The sequence below is a fragment of the Sphingomonas sp. 1185 genome, assembly GCF_040544655.1.
Classification (GTDB): domain Bacteria; phylum Pseudomonadota; class Alphaproteobacteria; order Sphingomonadales; family Sphingomonadaceae; genus Sphingomonas.
In genome coordinates this window covers 37,556-53,816 of record NZ_JBEPKL010000009.1, presented here as the reverse complement: position 1 = coordinate 53,816, position 16,261 = coordinate 37,556, and the positions used below count along the sequence as shown (strand labels likewise).

Below are 16,261 nucleotides of genomic sequence, written 5' to 3'. Positions count from 1 at the left end.
GGGTTCCCATGAACGACCAGTTGACCCCCAAGGCGATCGTCGCCGCGCTCGACGCGCATATCATCGGCCAGGCCGACGCCAAGCGCGCGGTCGCCGTCGCGATGCGCAACCGCTGGCGTCGCCAGCGCCTCGGCGCGGATTTGCGTGACGAGGTGACGCCCAAGAACATCCTGATGATCGGCCCGACGGGGTGCGGCAAGACCGAGATCAGCCGCCGTCTGGCGAAGCTGGCCGATGCGCCTTTCGTCAAGGTCGAGGCGACCAAGTTCACCGAGGTCGGCTATGTCGGCCGCGACGTCGAGCAGATCGCGCGCGATCTGGTCGAGGAAGCCATCCGGCTGGAAAAGGAGCGCCGCCGCGTCGCGGTGAAGGACAAGGCGGAGGAGGCGGCGATGAACCGCCTGCTCGACGCGCTGGTCGGCAAGGATTCGAGCCAGGCGACGCGCGAGGCGTTCCGCCAGCGTTTCCGCGACGGCCATCTCGACCAGACCGAGATCGAGATCGAGCTGGAACAGGCCCCGGCCATGCCGTTCGAGATTCCGGGCGCCGCGCCGCAAATGATCAACCTGTCCGAAATGATGGGCAAGGCGTTCGGCGGCGGTCAGCCGCTCAAGCGGCGCAAGCTGACGGTCGGCGCGGCCTGGACCAAGCTGGTCGAGGAAGAGGCGGACAAGCGGCTCGACCAGGACGAGGTCAGCCGCGCCGCGCTGGCGGACGCCGAGGCGAACGGGATCGTCTTCCTGGACGAGATCGACAAGATCGCGGTGTCGGACGTGCGCGGCGGCTCGGTCAGCCGTGAGGGCGTGCAGCGCGACCTGTTGCCGCTGATCGAGGGCACCACCGTCTCGACGAAGTACGGCCCGATGAAGACCGACCATATCCTGTTCATCGCGTCCGGCGCCTTCCATGTCGCCAAGCCGTCCGACCTGCTGCCCGAGCTTCAGGGCCGGTTGCCGATCCGGGTCGAGCTGAAGGCGCTGACCGAGGGGGATTTCGTCGCGATCCTGTCGGATACCAAGGCGTCGCTGCCTGCGCAGTACAAGGCGCTGATCGGCACCGAGGGGGTGGACATTTCCTTCACCGAGGACGGCATCGCCGCGATCGCGCGCATCGCCGCCGAAGTGAACGCGCAGGTCGAGAATATCGGCGCGCGGCGGTTGCAGACGGTGATGGAGAAGCTGCTTGAGGATATCAGCTTCGAGGCGGAGGATCGTCAGGGCACGGTGCTGACGGTCGATGCGGCCTATGTCGACCAGCAGCTGTCGGCGGTGGCGCGCAATACCGATCTCAGCCGGTTCGTCCTGTGAGTCCGGGGTGAGGGCTCGGTGAGACACCGTGGCCCTCCCCCATCCCCTCCCGCTTGCGGGAGGGGAGCGGCAAGATCAGACGGTTGAATCTATCCGCTGGCGAGGGTCTGGGCGGGGATGGGGGAGGGCAGGGCCCCAGGCGACACCGCCTATTTCTTCACCCGGTCATAGGGCACGAACCCGTCGAACACGCACCATTGCGACGGGATCGACATGCCCTGTTGCAGCACCCGGAACCGGTCGTTGCGGCAAATCTGCGAGCCCCAGCGTTCGACGATCAGCGTGTTGAACGGCTGGAGCCCCTGACATTGTCCGCGCACCTTGGCGCGCCACATGCGCTGGCCGCCGCCATTGATGACGATCGTGTCGTTGTCATAGATGGACGGCCCCGACATGGCGGTGGTGGTATCGACACACTTGGCGGGCGGCCCCGCGACCCGGCCCGCGAAAGGATCGGACTTGGCCGCCACCAGGCTCAGCCCCAGAGCGACGAGCGGAAGGACGCGCCAGCGCATCACCGGGCCTTCCGATAGGGGGTGAATTCGCCGAAGCTGCAACTGCCGGTGAAGAAGCCCGATGCGCGGTCGACGGTCTGCGCGATATCGCCCGAGCAGAGCTGGCCCGTGGTGGTGCGCGTGACGAAGATGTTGTTGCCCTGTCCGCCGACCCCGTCGCAGCCGCCCGAGGTCTGGCTGACATATTTCAGATTGGGCGACACGGTATAGACGATGGTCGGGCCATAGGAGCGGACCTGCTGCGTCCGATACTGGCTGATGCACTGGGTCGGCGATCCCGGCGTCAGGCCGCGCAACGCCTTGTCCAGATCGGCCTTCTCGGTTTCGGCCCGTTGTTCGATCCGCGCCTTTTCCGCCGGGGTCAGCGTACAGCCCGCCAACGCCACCGCCGGAACAAGCACCGAAAGCCATGTCGCGATACGCATCATTTCGTCTCCTTCGATCAGCGTCTCCCGTAGCTAGACGTTAACCTCTGAACGCATCCTTGGCTGCACGTCTCTCGGCCAATTCGTCGGCATCGACCGACCGCAGGAACGGATTGGTGGCGCGCTCCAGCGCGATGGTCGTGGGGACGGTGGGCTCGCCCTGTTCGCGCATCGCTTCGACATCGGCCAGCCGGGCCGCGATCGCCGCATTGTCCGGCTCGACCGTGGCGGCGAAGCGCGCATTCGACAGCGTATATTCGTGTCCGCAATAGACCCGCGTATCCTCGGGCAGCGCGGCGAAGCGGCGCATATTGGCGTGCATCTGCGCCGCCGTCCCCTCGAACAACCGGCCGCACCCCATCGCGAACAGCGTGTCGCCGGTGAAGATCACCCCGCGATCGGCCAGGTGGAAGGCGATATGCCCCGCCGTATGCCCCGGCACCGACCAGATGACGGCCTGCGCATGGCCGACCGCGATCCCGTCGCCTTCCTCCAACAGCGTATCGAGCCCTGCGATCCGGTCCGCTTCCGCCGCCGGCCCCGCGACCGTCGCGCCCGCGGCGCGCAGCGCGGCCGCGCCGCCGACATGATCGGGATGCCAATGGGTCAGCCAGACCTGCCCGATCGTCCAGCCGCGCGCGGCGGCGGCGGCGGCCACCGGCCCGGCCTCGCCCGGATCGAGCGCCACGGTGTGCCCGGCATCGTGGATCAGCCAGGCATAATTGTCGGACAGGACGGGGACTCGGACGATTTCCATAAATGGTGTCTTACCAGCTTCCGACATTGGGCATCGAGGCCCAAGGTTCGGCCGGGGGCAGCGCACCGTCCTGCAACAGTTCGATCGAGATGCCGTCGGGCGTCTTGACGAAGGCCATATGCCCGTCGCGCGGCGGGCGGTTGATCGTGACCCCGGCGTCCATCAGTCGCTGGCAGGTGTCGTAGATATTGTCGACGCGGTAGGCCAGATGCCCGAAATTGCGCCCGCCGCCATAGATTTCGGGGTCCCAATTATGGGTCAGCTCGACCTCGGCGCGGCCTTCGTCCCCCGGCGCGGCCAGGAAGATCAGCGAGAAGCGGCCTCGCTCATTGTCGATCCGCCGCACCTGTTTCAGACCCAGCAGCTCGAAGAAGCGGATGCTGGCATCGGGATCGCTGACCCGGATCATGGTGTGAAGATAGCGCATCGTGTCTCCTGCCTGGGAATAGAGGGGCGGCGCACCGGTCGCGGGAGGCGATAGCCGCCTCGACCGGATCACCGTCCTACCCGCAACGAATCCGGTTCACCTTGACCTGCGATAAGGGGCGTCAGCGGCTCTGGAACTGGGCCAGGGCCTTGGCGGTCAGGCTGCGGATCGGGCTGTCGGCGGGGGCCAGCCGCGCGGCCTCGCTCCACGCCTTGCGCGCGCCTGCCTCGTCGCCGCCGGCGGCGGCGATATTGCCCGCCTCCAGCTGGACATTGGCATCGTCGGCGGAGCGGGCCAGCGCCTGGGCGATGTCCTTTTGCGCGCGCGGGAGGTCGTTCATCCGCCGGGCGAGCGTCGCCGACAACAGCCAGGCGAGCGGGTCTCCGGGCACGTTGGTCAGCGCGGCGTCCAGATCGACGCGCGCCGCCGCCATCTGGCCATCGGCGACCAGCGCGCGGGCGCGGTCGAGCTGCACCTCGCCGCGCGCGAAGCCGGTCAGTTCGCCCGCCGCCAGCGCGGCGTCGAGCGCGGCGCGCGCCTTGACGGCGTTGCCCGCCGCCAGCTGGGCATTGCCCGCCTGCGCCCAGTAATTGGCGGCGCGGACGTCATGCGCCGTCTCGGCCGCGCGCGCCGCCTGCTCGAAGGCGCTGGCCGCCGCGACCCAGTTGCGCTCGGTCGCATAGGCGAGCCCCAGGCATTGCTGCGCGAAGAATCCGCCCCCGGCCAGCTGCCATCGCGCCGCCTCCGCATGCGCCGTCCCCGGATCGCGTTCGGCCAGGGTGACGCAGCGTTGATAGCGCGCCTCGCGCGGGTCGGCGGGCAGGGCGGGCTTGGTCGCGCCAGGGGCCCCGGTCTGGGCCCCGGTCTGAACCAGCGCGGCGAGCGCGAGGGGGAGAAGGATCATAGACGGCTCAACACTTCCTCGACGCTCCGGATCAGCAGCGCGATGTCGGCCTCGCGCGACAGCCGATGATCGCCATCCTTGATGAGGAGTGTCTGCACATCGGCTGAACGGAACAGCCCGGCCAGATGCGCGGTGCGGTGCCATGGCACGTCGCTGTCCGCCATACCCTGGAGCAGCCGGACGGGGCCATCGAAATCGATGGGGGCGAAGGTCAGCCGGTTCGCCTCGCCCGAGGACCAGAAGCGGCGGGTATAGATGGTGGGCGCGGGGCCATAGGGGTTGGGCCGCTCCAGCCGCCCTTCCTGAAGGATCGCCATCTTCTCCTCGGGCGAGAAACCCCAGTCGGTGAAGTCGGGCGCGGGGGCGATGCCGACCAGCGCCTTGACCTGGGTCGGCCGGGCGCGCGCGGCCAGCAGCATCAGCCAGCCGCCCATCGACGATCCCACCAGCACGGCGGGGCCGGGCACCACCGTATCGAGCATCGCGATGACGTCGTCGCGCCAGTCCGCCAGCGCCTGATCCTCGAACGCCCCCTCCGACTCGCCGCAGCCGCCATAGTCGAAGCGCAGGAACGCCCGCCCGTTGGCCTTGGCCCATTGTTCGAGCGCCAGCGCCTTCGACCCCTGCATGTCCGAGGCATAGCCGGGCAGGAAGACGATCGCGGGCGCTTTGCCCGGCGTCCAGTGATGGGCGAGCCTGGGGCGCGGCGGGGCGGGGGTTTCGGTCATGCGTGGGATTTAGGGGATGGAGGAAACAATGGAAACCCATGGGCTTACCCTCCCTTCCGTTCGGCCCGAGCGGAGGGGAGGGGGCTTCAGATCACATATTCCACGCTTTTCATCTGCGCCTGCGCCGCCTGGACCTTGCGACGCTTGGCGACCATCTCGGCGTGGAGCCGCGCGATCGTGTCGCTGCCGGTCGTGGTGCACAGTCCCGGCACCACCGCATGGACCAGCGCGCCCAGGCCGCCGGCGATCATGATCCCCCCGAACCGCGCCGCGACGCCGAAATGCTGGACATAGCTCTCGCCGACGCTTTCGGGATGCTCGGTAAACAGGCGGCGGAACATGACAGGCGTTCTCCTATGGCCGTTTGCGCTGATCCTATCATGGCGGTGGGGATTGGCCAAATAACGAAGGGGAGGCCCTTTACCGGCCCGCCAGCCGCTCCACCATGTCCTGCGCCAACAGGCTGAGCGTGTCGTCGCGCGCGCCCATCACCACGATCCGGTCGCCCGGCCGCGCCTCCGCGAGCAGGGCCTCGGCGGCCTCCGCACGCTCGGCGATGTGGCGGGCATCGACGCCGCGCACGCGCAGGTCGGCGACGATGTCGGCGCTCGTCACCTCGCGCGCGACGGTGCCGCCGAAATAGGCCGGGTCGGGCAGCGTCAGCACGTCGCCGGGCTTCATCCGCGCGGCGATGCTGTCGACCAGTTCGCGGCGCATGACCTTCAGCGGGCCATAGCCATGCGGCTGGAACAGGACCAGCAACCGGCCCGGAAAGGCGTGGAGCGTGTCCAGGGTCGCGGCGATCTTGTCGGGGTTGTGGCCGAAATCGTCGATCACGGTCACGCCGCCCGCCTCGCCGACCTTCTCGAACCGGCGCTTGAGCCCGGTGAAGCGCTCGACCGCGCGGATCGCGTCGATCAGGGGCACCCCCGCCGCCACGCTCGCGCCGATCGCCGCCAGCGCGTTGGAGACATTGTGGCGGCCCGGCACCGACAGCCGGACATGATAGCCAGCCCCCCCCGTGATCAGGTCGAAGCCGATCGCAAAGGGTTCGGGCTTCAGCGCCTCGGCCACCAGATCGCCCGCCCCCTCGACCGCGAAGGTGGTGAGGTGGGGAATGTCCGCCAGCAGCGCCGCCGTCTCGGCATCGCCCGCATTGGCGACGACATGGCGCGCGCGCCTGGTAAAGCCGCCGAACAGGTCGCGCAATTCCTCCAGCGACTTGTGGTCCAGGCTGACATTGTTCAGCACCGCGATGGCCGGGTCGTAAAAGGCGATCGAGCCGTCGCTTTCGTCCACCTCGCTGACGAACGCCTCGCCGCCGCCGACCAGCGCGCTGGCGAAGGGGCTGTCGGGCGAGACGAAATCCTTCATCACCGCGCCGTTCATCGCGGTCGGGTCGCGCCCCGTCTCGTGCAGGATGAAGGCGATCATGCCGGTGACGGTCGACTTGCCGCTGGTCCCCGCCACGCCGATGGGCAGCGCGCTGTCGTTGAACAGCCCCGCCAGCATCCGCGCCCGGGTGGCGCGCGCGCAGCCCAGCCGGTTGGCGGCGACGATGTCGGGCACCGTCTCCTCCACCGCCGCCGAGGCGATCACCAACTGGTCGGCCGACACCACGCCCGACCCGTCCTGCGGGAACAGCGCGATGCCCGCCCGGCGCAGCGCGTCGAACTTGGCCGCGACCCGGCCCTGGTCGAGCCCCCGGTCGGAACCCGAAACCGCCCAGCCGCGGGCGCGCAGGATCATGGCGAGCGGCATCATGCCCGATCCGCCGATGCCCACCAGAAAACAGGAATTGCCGTTGTCCATGGCGTCACGCTATCGGCGAGATGGCGGTGCAGGGCAATGCCCGGCCGGACGAGCGACAGGAGGGACGCAGGACATGAAGATCGGAATCCTCGCCCCGGCCAGCATCGGCAACCCCGCCGCCGAGGCGCCGGTCAGCGCCTTCGCCGCGATCGCCTATCCGGACGTCGACCTGATCTTCCACCCGCAATGCTATGAGCAGGACGGGCATTTCGCCGGGTCCGACGAACGCCGCGCCTCGGCCTTTCTGGAATTCGCCAACGATCCCGGCATCGACGCGATCTGGTTCCTGCGCGGCGGTTACGGATCGAACCGAATCCTGTCGCGGGTCATGCCCCATCTGAACGCGGCGGCGGGGCACAAGACCTATATCGGCTATTCCGATCTCGGCTTCGTGCTGGCCGCGCTCTATGCCCGGCGGATCGGGCGGCCGGTGCACGGACCGATGGCGAGCGACATAAGGCGGCAGCATGGCGACGTGACGGTGGCGCGTTCGCTCGGCTGGCTGACCGGCGGCGACCGGCAGGGGCTGGAGCCCGGCCTGGACGGACGCCCGGCGGCGGCGTTCAACCTGTCGATCCTTCATGCGCTGATCGGCACGCCCTGGCTTCCCGACCTGACCGACCATGTCCTGATCGTCGAGGAAGTGTCCGAGCATATGTATGCGATCGACCGGATGCTGTTCACCATGGCCAACGCCACCCAGTTGAAGGGCGTGGCGGGCGTCCGGCTGGGCGCGGTCAGCAATGTGCAGGAAAATGAACCGGAATGGGGCGAGACGCTGGAGTTCATGATCCAGCGCTGGTGCGCCGAGATGGGTGTGCCCTATCTGGGGCGGGCACGGGTCGGGCACACCCAGGACAATCATCTGGTGCCGTTCGGAATCGTGTGACGCCATAAAAAGGGAGGTCTGACGTGAAGGCAACGACGGTCGGAATGCTGATGCTGCTATCGGCAAGCGGCGCCATCGCGCAGACGACGGAGCCGCCCCAGATCCGGGTCTCGGGCACCGGCACGGCCAAGACGTTGCCCGACCGCGCCACGGTCGGGTATCGCGTGCGGGGCGAGGGTACGACCTCGGACGAAGCGACCGCCAGGCTGCGCGACACTGCGAAGGCCATTCGCACCGGCGTCGAGGGATTGCTGCGCGGCGAAATGGAGCTTCATTCGACCGATTTCGACATCGTGCCCGTCCGGTCGCGCGAATGCACGCAGAACAGCTATGGCCAGGCGCAGCTCTCGACGGGGCCCTGCGCGATCCTGGGCTATGTCGCGACCATGCCGGTGTCGATCGATACGCCGCGCATCAAGGATGCGGGAACGCTTGTGGGCTTGATCGGGCGCCTGGGTGGCCTCGACGCCGGATTGCAGCGTTTCTGGCTGAAGGATGACAGGGCGGCGCGGCAACAGGCGATGCAAGCCGCGCTGGCCAGCGCCAAGGCACAGGCCCGGTTGATCGCCGAAAGCTCGGGCGCCAAACTCGGTGCGCTGCTGCGTGTCCAGGATGGGAGCTTTGCCGACACGACGATCGTCGTGTCGGCGGCCCGCCCGGACGAGGCTCCCCCACCGCCGCCTCCGCCGCCTCCGCCGCCCGCGCCCGAGGCCATTCGGGTCGATCTGGCCCCCATGCCGATTTCGACCAACGTCAATGTCATGGTGGCGTACGCTATCGATCAATGATCCGGCGTTCGGTGGGCGACAGGAACCGGTGATCGCCCACCGTCCGTTCGCCATGGGACTGTCGCCCGCCTGATACGGATAATGATCTGGATCAAAATGGTCGCCGGGGACGCCGCTTCGCCCCATAAACCAGATCACGTTCATGCTCTTATGCAGAATAATATGATCCGTTCTTTTTCAGAAACTTGATTGGCCTCAATATCGTCTTTGGGCTGCGGGGGCGCAGTAGGAGGGGCAAGAAAGCCAACAGCAATGGCGGCGGCGGCCGCGAGAACAATCCGGGCAATTTCGCCAATGACCGCGAAAAGGCCTCCGAAGCCGGTCGCAAGGGCGGCCAAGCCAGCCATGGCGGCGGCCAGGGCAGATGACGCTTCGACGCGCCAATCGAGGGCGGCGGTGGAGTCGGACCACCGCCGCCCTTTTTCTTTTGAAAACCTGGGATGTGGAGGCTGTTAACTATTCGCGGATAGCCTAAGGACATGGAAATGCGCAAAATCTGTAGCGGATGCCGGGACGGTATCGATTTCGGCATCCCGTTCACGATGGCATTCCAGCCGATCGTCGACACGATGACCGGACGTCCCTTTGCCTATGAGGCGCTGATCCGTGGGCTGGAGGGCGAGGGAGCGTATAGCGTGCTGTCGCAGGTGACCCAGGCCAATCGCTATTCCTTCGACCAGGCGTGCCGGGTCAAGGCGATCGAGACGGCGATGGCGGCGGGGATCATGGACGGCGATGCGCGGCTGTCGATCAACTTCCTGCCCAATGCCGTCTATTCGCCGATGGCCTGTATCCAGCTGACCCTGCGCACCGCCCAGGCCGAAGGCTTGCCGATCGACCGGCTGATCTTCGAATTCACCGAAAACGAGGAGATGGGCTCGCCCGAGCATGTCGGCGGGATCATCGACACCTATAAGCAGATCGGCTTTTCGGTCGCGATCGACGATTTCGGCGCGGGCCATTCGGGGCTCGACCGCTTCGTCCGCTTCCGGCCCGACGAGGTGAAGCTCGACATGGAACTGGTCCGCGACATCGACACCGATCCCCGCCGCCGCGCCATCGTGCGCGCGATGGTCGGCATGTGCGCCGAACTCGACACGCTGCTGATCGCCGAGGGGATCGAAACCGCCGCCGAGGCCGGGGCCTTGCGGGATCTGGGCGTGCGCTATCACCAGGGTTACTGGTATGCGCGCCCCGCGCTGGAGATGCTGCCCGGGGTTCAGGGACGGGCCTGAGCCACCCCATATACGCCGCCGGGATTCTTCCCTATAGAGCCGCGCTGTGCCCGCCGATCCCGCGCAGGCGCATCATCCGCACCTATCGAAGAGAGTTGTTCCATGTCCGCGATGTTCCGTATCACGCTGCCCGACGGTTCCGTCCGTGAGGTCGCGCCCGGAACTACCCCCGCGGACATCGCCGCCGCGATCGGGCCGGGGCTGGCCAAGGCGGCGATCGCCGCGCGCGTCGATGGCGAGCTGCGCGACATCATGCGTCCGTTCGAGGGTGACTCCGCGCTGGCGCTGGTGACCGCGAAGGACGAGGCCGACGCGCTCGAACTGGCGCGCCACGACTATGCGCACGTCCTGGCCGAGGCGGTGCAGGCGCTGTTCCCGGGCACGCAGATCACCTTCGGTCCCGCGACCGACGACGGCTTCTATTACGATTTCGCGCCCCCCAAGGTTGATGGTCGGGATCGCCCCTTCACCGAGGAGGACCTGCCCGCGATCGAAGCCGAAATGCGCAAGATCATCGCGCGAGACGAGCCGCTGATCCGCGAGGTCTGGACCCGCGAGCAGCTGATCGAGCGCTGGACCGCGCAGGGTGAGACGTTCAAGGCGCAGTGGGCCGCCGAGCTGCCCGATGACGAGGAACTGACCGTCTATCGCGCCGGCAAGGGCGAGGATGCCTGGCTCGACATGTGCCGGGGGCCGCACCTCGCCTCGACCGGCAAGCTCGATCCCAACGCCTTCAAGCTGACCCGCGTGTCGGGCGCCTATTGGCGCGGCGACCAGAAGAACGCGATGCTCAGCCGCATCTACGGCACCGGCTGGCTGAACAAGAAGCAGCTGGCCGAGCATCTGACGCGCTTGGAAGAAGCCGCCAAGCGCGACCATCGCAAGCTGGGCAACGAGATGGACCTGTTCCACCTCCAGCAGGAGGCGCATGGCTCGGTCTTCTGGCATCCCAAGGGCTATCGCATCTGGCGCGAGCTGGAGGCCTATATGCGCCGCGCGATCGACTCGACTGGCTACCGCGAGGTCAAGACGCCGCAGGTGATGGACGCGCGCCAGTGGGAGCAGTCGGGCCATTGGGGCAAGTATCGCGAGAATATGTTCGTCATTCCCGACGAGGTGCCGAACGTCGAGGACGAGGGCCCGCTGGTCTCCGACGATGCGCAGTGGATGGCGCTGAAGCCGATGAACTGCCCGGCGCACGTCCTGATCTTCCGCCAGGGGATCAAGTCCTATCGCGACCTGCCGCTGCGCCTCTATGAGAATGGCTGCTGCCACCGCAACGAGCCGCATGGCGCGCTGCACGGCCTGATGCGCGTGCGCCAGTTCACCCAGGACGACGCGCATATCTTCTGCCGCGAGGACCAGATCGTCGAGGAAGTCCGCGCCTTTTGCGAGCTGGCGGACCGGATCTATAAGGATTTCGGCTTCACCTATTCGATCAAGCTGGCGCTGCGCCCCGAAAAGCGTTTCGGCACCGAAGAGATGTGGGACCAGGCCGAAGAGGAACTGCGCAATGCGGTCGTCGCGGCGGGGCTCGCCACGGAAGCCTATGGCTGGGAAGAGCTGCCGGGCGAGGGCGCCTTCTATGCGCCCAAGCTGGAATGGCATCTGACCGACGCGATCGGCCGGACCTGGCAGGTCGGCACCATCCAGTCGGACCGCGTCCTGCCCGAGCGACTCGACGCGTCGTACATCGGCGAGGATGGCGAGCGGCACCGCCCGATCATGCTCCACCGCGCGATCTTTGGCTCCTATGAGCGGTTCATCGGCATCCTGATCGAGCATTATGCGGGCCGCTTCCCCGTCTGGCTCGCGCCGGTGCAGGCGGTGGTCGCGACCATCGTGTCGGACGCGGACGGCTATGCCGAGGAGGCGGCGGCCAAGCTGGCGGCGGCGGGCATCCGGGTCGAGACTGATCTGCGCAACGAGAAGATCAACTATAAGGTGCGCGAACACTCGGTCGCCAAGGTCCCCGTGCTGCTGGTCGTCGGCAAGCGCGAGGCCGAGGAAGGCAAGGTCGCCGTCCGTCGTCTGGGCAGCCAGGCGCAGGAGGTGATGACGCTGGACGAGGCCATCGCCATGCTGCGCGAAGAGGCTACCCCGCCCGATCTGCGCGGCTGAATCGGCGCGACGTAAAGGAAAGGGCGGGACGTTTGTCTCGCCCTTTCAAATTTGTGCCCGATCGCTTATATTGATGCTGTAATTGCCACAGGAGAAATACCCATACGTCCTCCCATGATGCGCCGTCCGATGCAGGCGCCGCCGATGAACGGTCCTCGGTTCAACGAGTGGATTCAAAGCCCCAAGGTTCGCGTGATCGACCATGAGGGCGAGAACCTTGGCGTGATGTACACGCGCGAGGCGATGGCGCAGGCCCAGGAGCTCGGCCTCGACCTGGTCGAAGTGTCGCCCAACGCCGATCCGCCCGTCGCCAAGTTCCTCGACGTCGGCAAGTATAAGTACGAGGCGCAGAAGAAGGCGAACCTCGCCCGCAAGTCGCAGAAGACGCAGGAGATCAAGGAGATCAAGATGCGTCCGAATATCGACGACCATGATTACGACACCAAGATGAAGAAGGTGGTCGAATTCATCGGCGAGGGCGACAAGGTGAAGGTCACCATGCGCTTCCGCGGCCGCGAGCTGAGCCACGGCCAGCTGGGCATGAACGTGCTCCAGCGCGTCGCCGAGCAGGTGGCCGAGGTCGCCAAGGTCGAAGCCTATCCGCGCATGGAAGGCCGCCAGATGCTGATGGTGCTGGCACCGAAGTGACCCGGATCGACTCGGGGGCGTGAGCCCGCCGGGTGATGCGACGGATTTGAAACCCCTGGTGGCCCGATGGGCCGCCGGGGGTTTTCGTTTTCGGGTCCGTGCGGAGGACGCGGAGCCATGGGGCCAGGGCGGAATGACATGAGATCGCCCCACCCCTGCTCCGAAGGGGAGGGGCCGGGTGTGGCATGTCCGCAAGCGTGCGGTTCGCGGCGAGGCCCCACCCCAACCCCTCCCCTTAAGGGGAGGGGCTTTCGCGCTGCTTCAACGCAATGCCGTCATGGTTTTCGCGAGCGGGCGGGATCGCACGACCTCCCACGCTCCGTTCAGCCTGAGCGAAGTCGAAGGCCACGGGAATCGGGCCGGGTCTGGTCGCGATAGGAAGGCGAGAGGCGGAGGCGGGGCGTGCACTTCGACTTCGCTCAGTGCGAACGGCTGTTGGGATGGGAGATAGCGGGCTGGCGGGATCGCACGACCTCCCACCCTCCGTTCAGCCTGAGCGAAGTCGAAGGGCACGGGAATCCGGTCGGGTCTGGTGCGATGGGAAGGCGAGACGCGAGGGCGGGGCGTGGCCTTCGACTTCGCTCAGTGCGAACGGCTGTTGGGATATGGGATAGCGAGCGGGCGGCATCGCACGACCTCCCACCTTCCATTCAGCCTGAGCGAAGTCGAAGGCCACGGGAATCGGGCCGGGTCTGATCGGGATAGAAAGGCGAGAGGCGAAGGCAGGGCGTGCACTCCGATTCCGCTCAGTGCGAACGGATGCGGGGATATGAGCGGAGGCTTAACCAGTCCCTTGCCCCAAACCCTATCCACCCCTTCCAAGGGAAGGAAATTGCCGCTCACCCAAACCGGCCTCTGCGCGAACCTCCGTTCGCTCAGGCGGGCCGGGGGAATATCACGCCGCCACCTCCAGCACTTCCCCCGCCGCCGCGCCGAGCAGCCTTTTCTCCAGCGTCTTCAGCCGCCCGCCATTGGTGATCCGGTCGCCGGTCAGGTCGGTCAGGTAGAAGACGTCGACCGCGCGCTCGCCATAGGTCGCGACATGGGCCGAGTGGATCGTCACCTTCGACTGGAACAGCGCATGGGCGAGCTGGTTGAGCAGCGCCGGGCGGTCGCGGGCATGGACCTCGACCACGGTGAAGCGGTTGGAGGCGCGATTGTCGATCAGGACATTGGGGGCGATCGGGAAGGCGTCCGCGCGCGGACGGACCGAGGGCTTGGCGACCAGCCGGTCGGCCAGCTTGCTGCGATTGGCCAGCGCATCCTCGATCGCGCGGCGCAGGCGGCCCAGCTGGCCCGGATCGTCGAAGGGGCGGCCCAGCGGGTCCTGCACCAGGAAATTGTCGATCGCCATGCCGTCGCGCGTGGTGTGGATGCGCGCGTCGATGATGTTGCCGCCCGCGACATGGATTGCTCCCGCGATGCGGTAGAACAGCCCCGGATGGTCGGCGGCATAGATGGAGACCAAGGTCGCGCCGCGCTCGCCGTAAACCTGCGCATCGATCGACAGCTGCGCATCGCCCGCCGCCGCCATCTGGCGGGCATTGTGCGCCAGCACATCCTCGGGCTCGGCGATCCAATAGGCTTCGGGCAGGCGGCGGACATGCGCGGCGAACTGTGCCTCGGGCCAGCCCAGCGTCTCGCGCAGCCGTTCCTGCTTGGCCGTGATCCGCTCGCCCCGGCCACGCTGCTTGTGACCGAGCCGCAGCACCTCCTCGGCGGCGTCGTAGAGATCGGCGAGCAACTGGCGCTTCCACCCGTTCCACGTCCCCGGTCCGACCGCGCGGATGTCGACGATGGTCAGCAGGAGCAGCAGGCGCAGCCGCTCGGGGCTCTGCACCGTTTCGCAAAAGTCGAGGATCGTCTTGAAGTCGGACAGGTCGCGCTTGAACGCGGTCGCCGACATCAGCAAATGCCAGCGGACCAGCCACGCCACCGTCTCGGTCTCGGCCTCGCTCAGCCCCAGCCGGGGGCAGAGCCGCTCGGCGACTTCCGCGCCCAGGATCGAATGATCGCCGCCGCGCCCCTTGGCGATGTCGTGGAGCAGCACCGCGACATAGAGGACGCGCCGCGACACGATCTGGTCGATGATCGCTGAGGCGACCGGGTGTTCCTCGACCAGTTCCTGCCGCTCGATCTTCGCCAGCAGGCCCAGCGCGCGGATGGTGTGCTCGTCGACCGTATAGTGATGGTACATGTCGAACTGCATCTGCGCGACGACGCGACCGAAATCCGGCACGAAGCGGCCGAACACCCCCGCCTCGTTCATCCAGCGCAGCACCAGCTCGGGGTCGTGGCGGCTGGTCAGCACGTCGAGGAACAGCGCATTGGCCCTGGGATCGCGGCGGATATCGTCGGCCAGCTTGGCATCGCGCGACGCGGCGCGCATCGCCAGCGGATGCACCTCCAGCTCATAGCGGTCGGCGAGCTGGAAGATTTCGATCAGCCGGACCGGATCCTCCTGGAAGAAATCGTCACGCGGCAGGGCCAGCCGCCCGCGATCGAGGACGAAGCCGTTCAACCGGCGCGGTCGCCTGCGGATCGTGGGCAGGCCGAAGCGATGCCCGCGCGCCGCAAACCGCTCGTCCAGATGCGCCAGGAACGCGCCGGTCAGTGCGCCGACCGTCTTCACCTGGAGGAAATAGAGCTGCATGAACCGCTCGACCTTGGCCTTGCCGGGCCGGTCGGAAAAGCGCATCCGCTCGGCGATCTGGCGCTGCACGTCGAAGGTCAGCCGGTCCTCGGCGCGGCCCGTGATGGTGTGGAGGTGGCAGCGCACCGCCCACAGGAAATTGTCGGCGCGGTGGAATTGGCGATATTCCTCGCGGGTGAACAACCCGCGCTCGATCAGGTCGGCGGCGCGGTCGACATCATAGACATATTTGCCGATCCAGAACAGCGCATGCAGGTCGCGCAGGCCGCCCTTGCCCTCCTTGACATTGGGTTCGACGACATAGCGGGTGTCGCCCATCTTGCGGTGGCGCAGGTCGCGCTCGGCCAGCTTGTCGGCGATGAACTGGCGGTGCGAGTCGGTCTGGATCTCGGACTTGAAGCGGCGCGAGGCCTCTTGATACAGCGCCTGGTCGCCGCATAGGAACCGCCCTTCGAGCAGCGCGGTGCGCACCGTCACGTCGGCGCGGGCCTGGCGGATCATCTCGTCGATCGAGCGGCTGGAATGGCCGACCTTCAGCCCCAGGTCCCAGAGCGAATAGAGCATCGATTCGATGACCTGCTCGGCATGCGGCGTCTGTTTAAAGGGCGTGAGGAAGCCGATATCGACGTCCGAATAGGGGGCCATCTCGCCCCGGCCATAGCCGCCCACCGCGATCAGGGTCAGCCGCTCGCCCGCCGTGGGGTTGCTGAGCGGGTAGAGCGTCTCGGTGGTGAATTCGAACAGCAGCTTCAGCACCTGATCGGTCAGATAGGCCTGTGCGGCGGCCGCCTCCAGTCCGCGCGAGGGGTGGAGGGACAGCCGCCGTGCCACCTCCTGCCGCCCGGCGTCGAGCGCGGCGCGAAGGATCGGCGTGACCTGCGTCCGCCCCTCGGGCCCGGTGATGCCCAGCGCCGCCACCTGCTCGGCAAGGGCACGGCGATCGACGATGGCGCGGCGGTTGGGGAGGGATTCGAAACGGCTGTGCATCGGGCCTTCATAGGGACTGGTGATGAACAAATGGAGAGGGGCCGTGGGCGGTCCTTTCCACCGGC

General features: G+C 67.2%; 16 protein-coding genes. 7 read left to right on the top strand and 9 right to left on the bottom strand.

Annotated elements, in window-relative coordinates:
• Positions 1-8 precede the first annotated feature (8 nt).
• Positions 9-1,307 carry an ATP-dependent protease ATPase subunit HslU gene (gene hslU / locus ABIC44_RS08750; RefSeq protein WP_307102735.1) on the top strand — a complete coding sequence of 433 codons (1,299 nt, stop codon included), beginning with the start codon at positions 9-11 and terminating at the stop codon, positions 1,305-1,307.
• A gap of 149 nt (positions 1,308-1,456) precedes the next feature.
• Here hslU and ABIC44_RS08745 read toward each other — a convergent pair whose 3' ends face one another.
• From ABIC44_RS08745 to ABIC44_RS08710, 8 genes are all read right to left on the bottom strand, one after another.
• The gene (locus tag ABIC44_RS08745; protein ID WP_354294976.1) at positions 1,457-1,822 is read right to left on the bottom strand and encodes a DUF6491 family protein; all 366 of its coding nucleotides are present in this window, start codon (positions 1,820-1,822) and stop codon (positions 1,457-1,459) included.
• Complete coding sequence (locus ABIC44_RS08740; protein ID WP_309692495.1) at positions 1,822-2,250, bottom strand: hypothetical protein; 429 nt, start codon at positions 2,248-2,250, stop codon at positions 1,822-1,824. The genes ABIC44_RS08745 and ABIC44_RS08740 overlap by 1 nt, the downstream gene beginning before the upstream one ends.
• 37 nt (positions 2,251-2,287) lie before the next feature.
• Positions 2,288-3,004, bottom strand: a complete 717-nt coding sequence (gloB, locus tag ABIC44_RS08735; RefSeq protein WP_309699324.1) for a hydroxyacylglutathione hydrolase — start codon at positions 3,002-3,004, stop codon at positions 2,288-2,290.
• A gap of 10 nt (positions 3,005-3,014) precedes the next feature.
• Positions 3,015-3,431: a VOC family protein gene (locus ABIC44_RS08730; protein ID WP_354294914.1), complete on the bottom strand. Its 417-nt coding sequence runs from the start codon at positions 3,429-3,431 to the stop codon at positions 3,015-3,017.
• A gap of 121 nt (positions 3,432-3,552) precedes the next feature.
• A complete protein-coding gene (locus ABIC44_RS08725) occupies positions 3,553-4,335 on the bottom strand; it encodes a tetratricopeptide repeat protein (RefSeq protein WP_354294912.1) in 783 nt (260 codons plus the stop codon).
• Entirely contained in the window at positions 4,332-5,063 is a 732-nt protein-coding gene (locus tag ABIC44_RS08720) for an alpha/beta hydrolase (protein WP_354294910.1), read from the bottom strand. The genes ABIC44_RS08725 and ABIC44_RS08720 overlap by 4 nt, the downstream gene beginning before the upstream one ends.
• A gap of 86 nt (positions 5,064-5,149) precedes the next feature.
• On the bottom strand, positions 5,150-5,404 hold the full coding sequence (locus ABIC44_RS08715; RefSeq protein WP_307102750.1) for a DUF6356 family protein: 255 nt from the start codon (positions 5,402-5,404) through the stop codon (positions 5,150-5,152).
• A 79-nt stretch (positions 5,405-5,483) separates the two neighbouring features.
• The gene (locus ABIC44_RS08710) at positions 5,484-6,875 is read right to left on the bottom strand and encodes a UDP-N-acetylmuramate--L-alanine ligase (RefSeq protein ID WP_354294909.1); all 1,392 of its coding nucleotides are present in this window, start codon (positions 6,873-6,875) and stop codon (positions 5,484-5,486) included.
• A gap of 73 nt (positions 6,876-6,948) precedes the next feature.
• On the opposite strand from ABIC44_RS08710, the gene ABIC44_RS08705 reads away from it, so the two are divergent.
• The 6 genes from ABIC44_RS08705 to infC all read left to right on the top strand — a co-directional run bounded on the left by ABIC44_RS08705 (position 6,949) and on the right by infC (position 12,556).
• The gene (locus ABIC44_RS08705; protein ID WP_354294908.1) at positions 6,949-7,764 is read left to right on the top strand and encodes an LD-carboxypeptidase; all 816 of its coding nucleotides are present in this window, start codon (positions 6,949-6,951) and stop codon (positions 7,762-7,764) included.
• A gap of 23 nt (positions 7,765-7,787) precedes the next feature.
• Positions 7,788-8,552, top strand: coding sequence for an SIMPL domain-containing protein (locus ABIC44_RS08700; RefSeq protein ID WP_354294906.1), 765 nt, complete (start codon positions 7,788-7,790; stop codon positions 8,550-8,552).
• Positions 8,553-8,737: 185 nt separating this feature from the next.
• Positions 8,738-8,920, top strand: coding sequence for a con-10 family general stress protein (locus tag ABIC44_RS08695; protein ID WP_354294904.1), 183 nt, complete (start codon positions 8,738-8,740; stop codon positions 8,918-8,920).
• 117 nt (positions 8,921-9,037) lie between these two features.
• Positions 9,038-9,787 carry an EAL domain-containing protein gene (locus ABIC44_RS08690; protein WP_354294902.1) on the top strand — a complete coding sequence of 250 codons (750 nt, stop codon included), beginning with the start codon at positions 9,038-9,040 and terminating at the stop codon, positions 9,785-9,787.
• A gap of 102 nt (positions 9,788-9,889) precedes the next feature.
• The gene (gene thrS / locus ABIC44_RS08685; RefSeq protein ID WP_354294901.1) at positions 9,890-11,908 is read left to right on the top strand and encodes a threonine--tRNA ligase; all 2,019 of its coding nucleotides are present in this window, start codon (positions 9,890-9,892) and stop codon (positions 11,906-11,908) included.
• 114 nt (positions 11,909-12,022) lie between these two features.
• On the top strand, positions 12,023-12,556 hold the full coding sequence (infC, locus tag ABIC44_RS08680) for a translation initiation factor IF-3 (protein ID WP_037569087.1): 534 nt from the start codon (positions 12,023-12,025) through the stop codon (positions 12,554-12,556).
• 895 nt (positions 12,557-13,451) lie between these two features.
• Here infC and ABIC44_RS08675 read toward each other — a convergent pair.
• On the bottom strand, positions 13,452-16,196 hold the full coding sequence (locus tag ABIC44_RS08675) for a [protein-PII] uridylyltransferase (protein ID WP_354294899.1): 2,745 nt from the start codon (positions 16,194-16,196) through the stop codon (positions 13,452-13,454).
• Positions 16,197-16,261 lie beyond the last annotated feature (65 nt).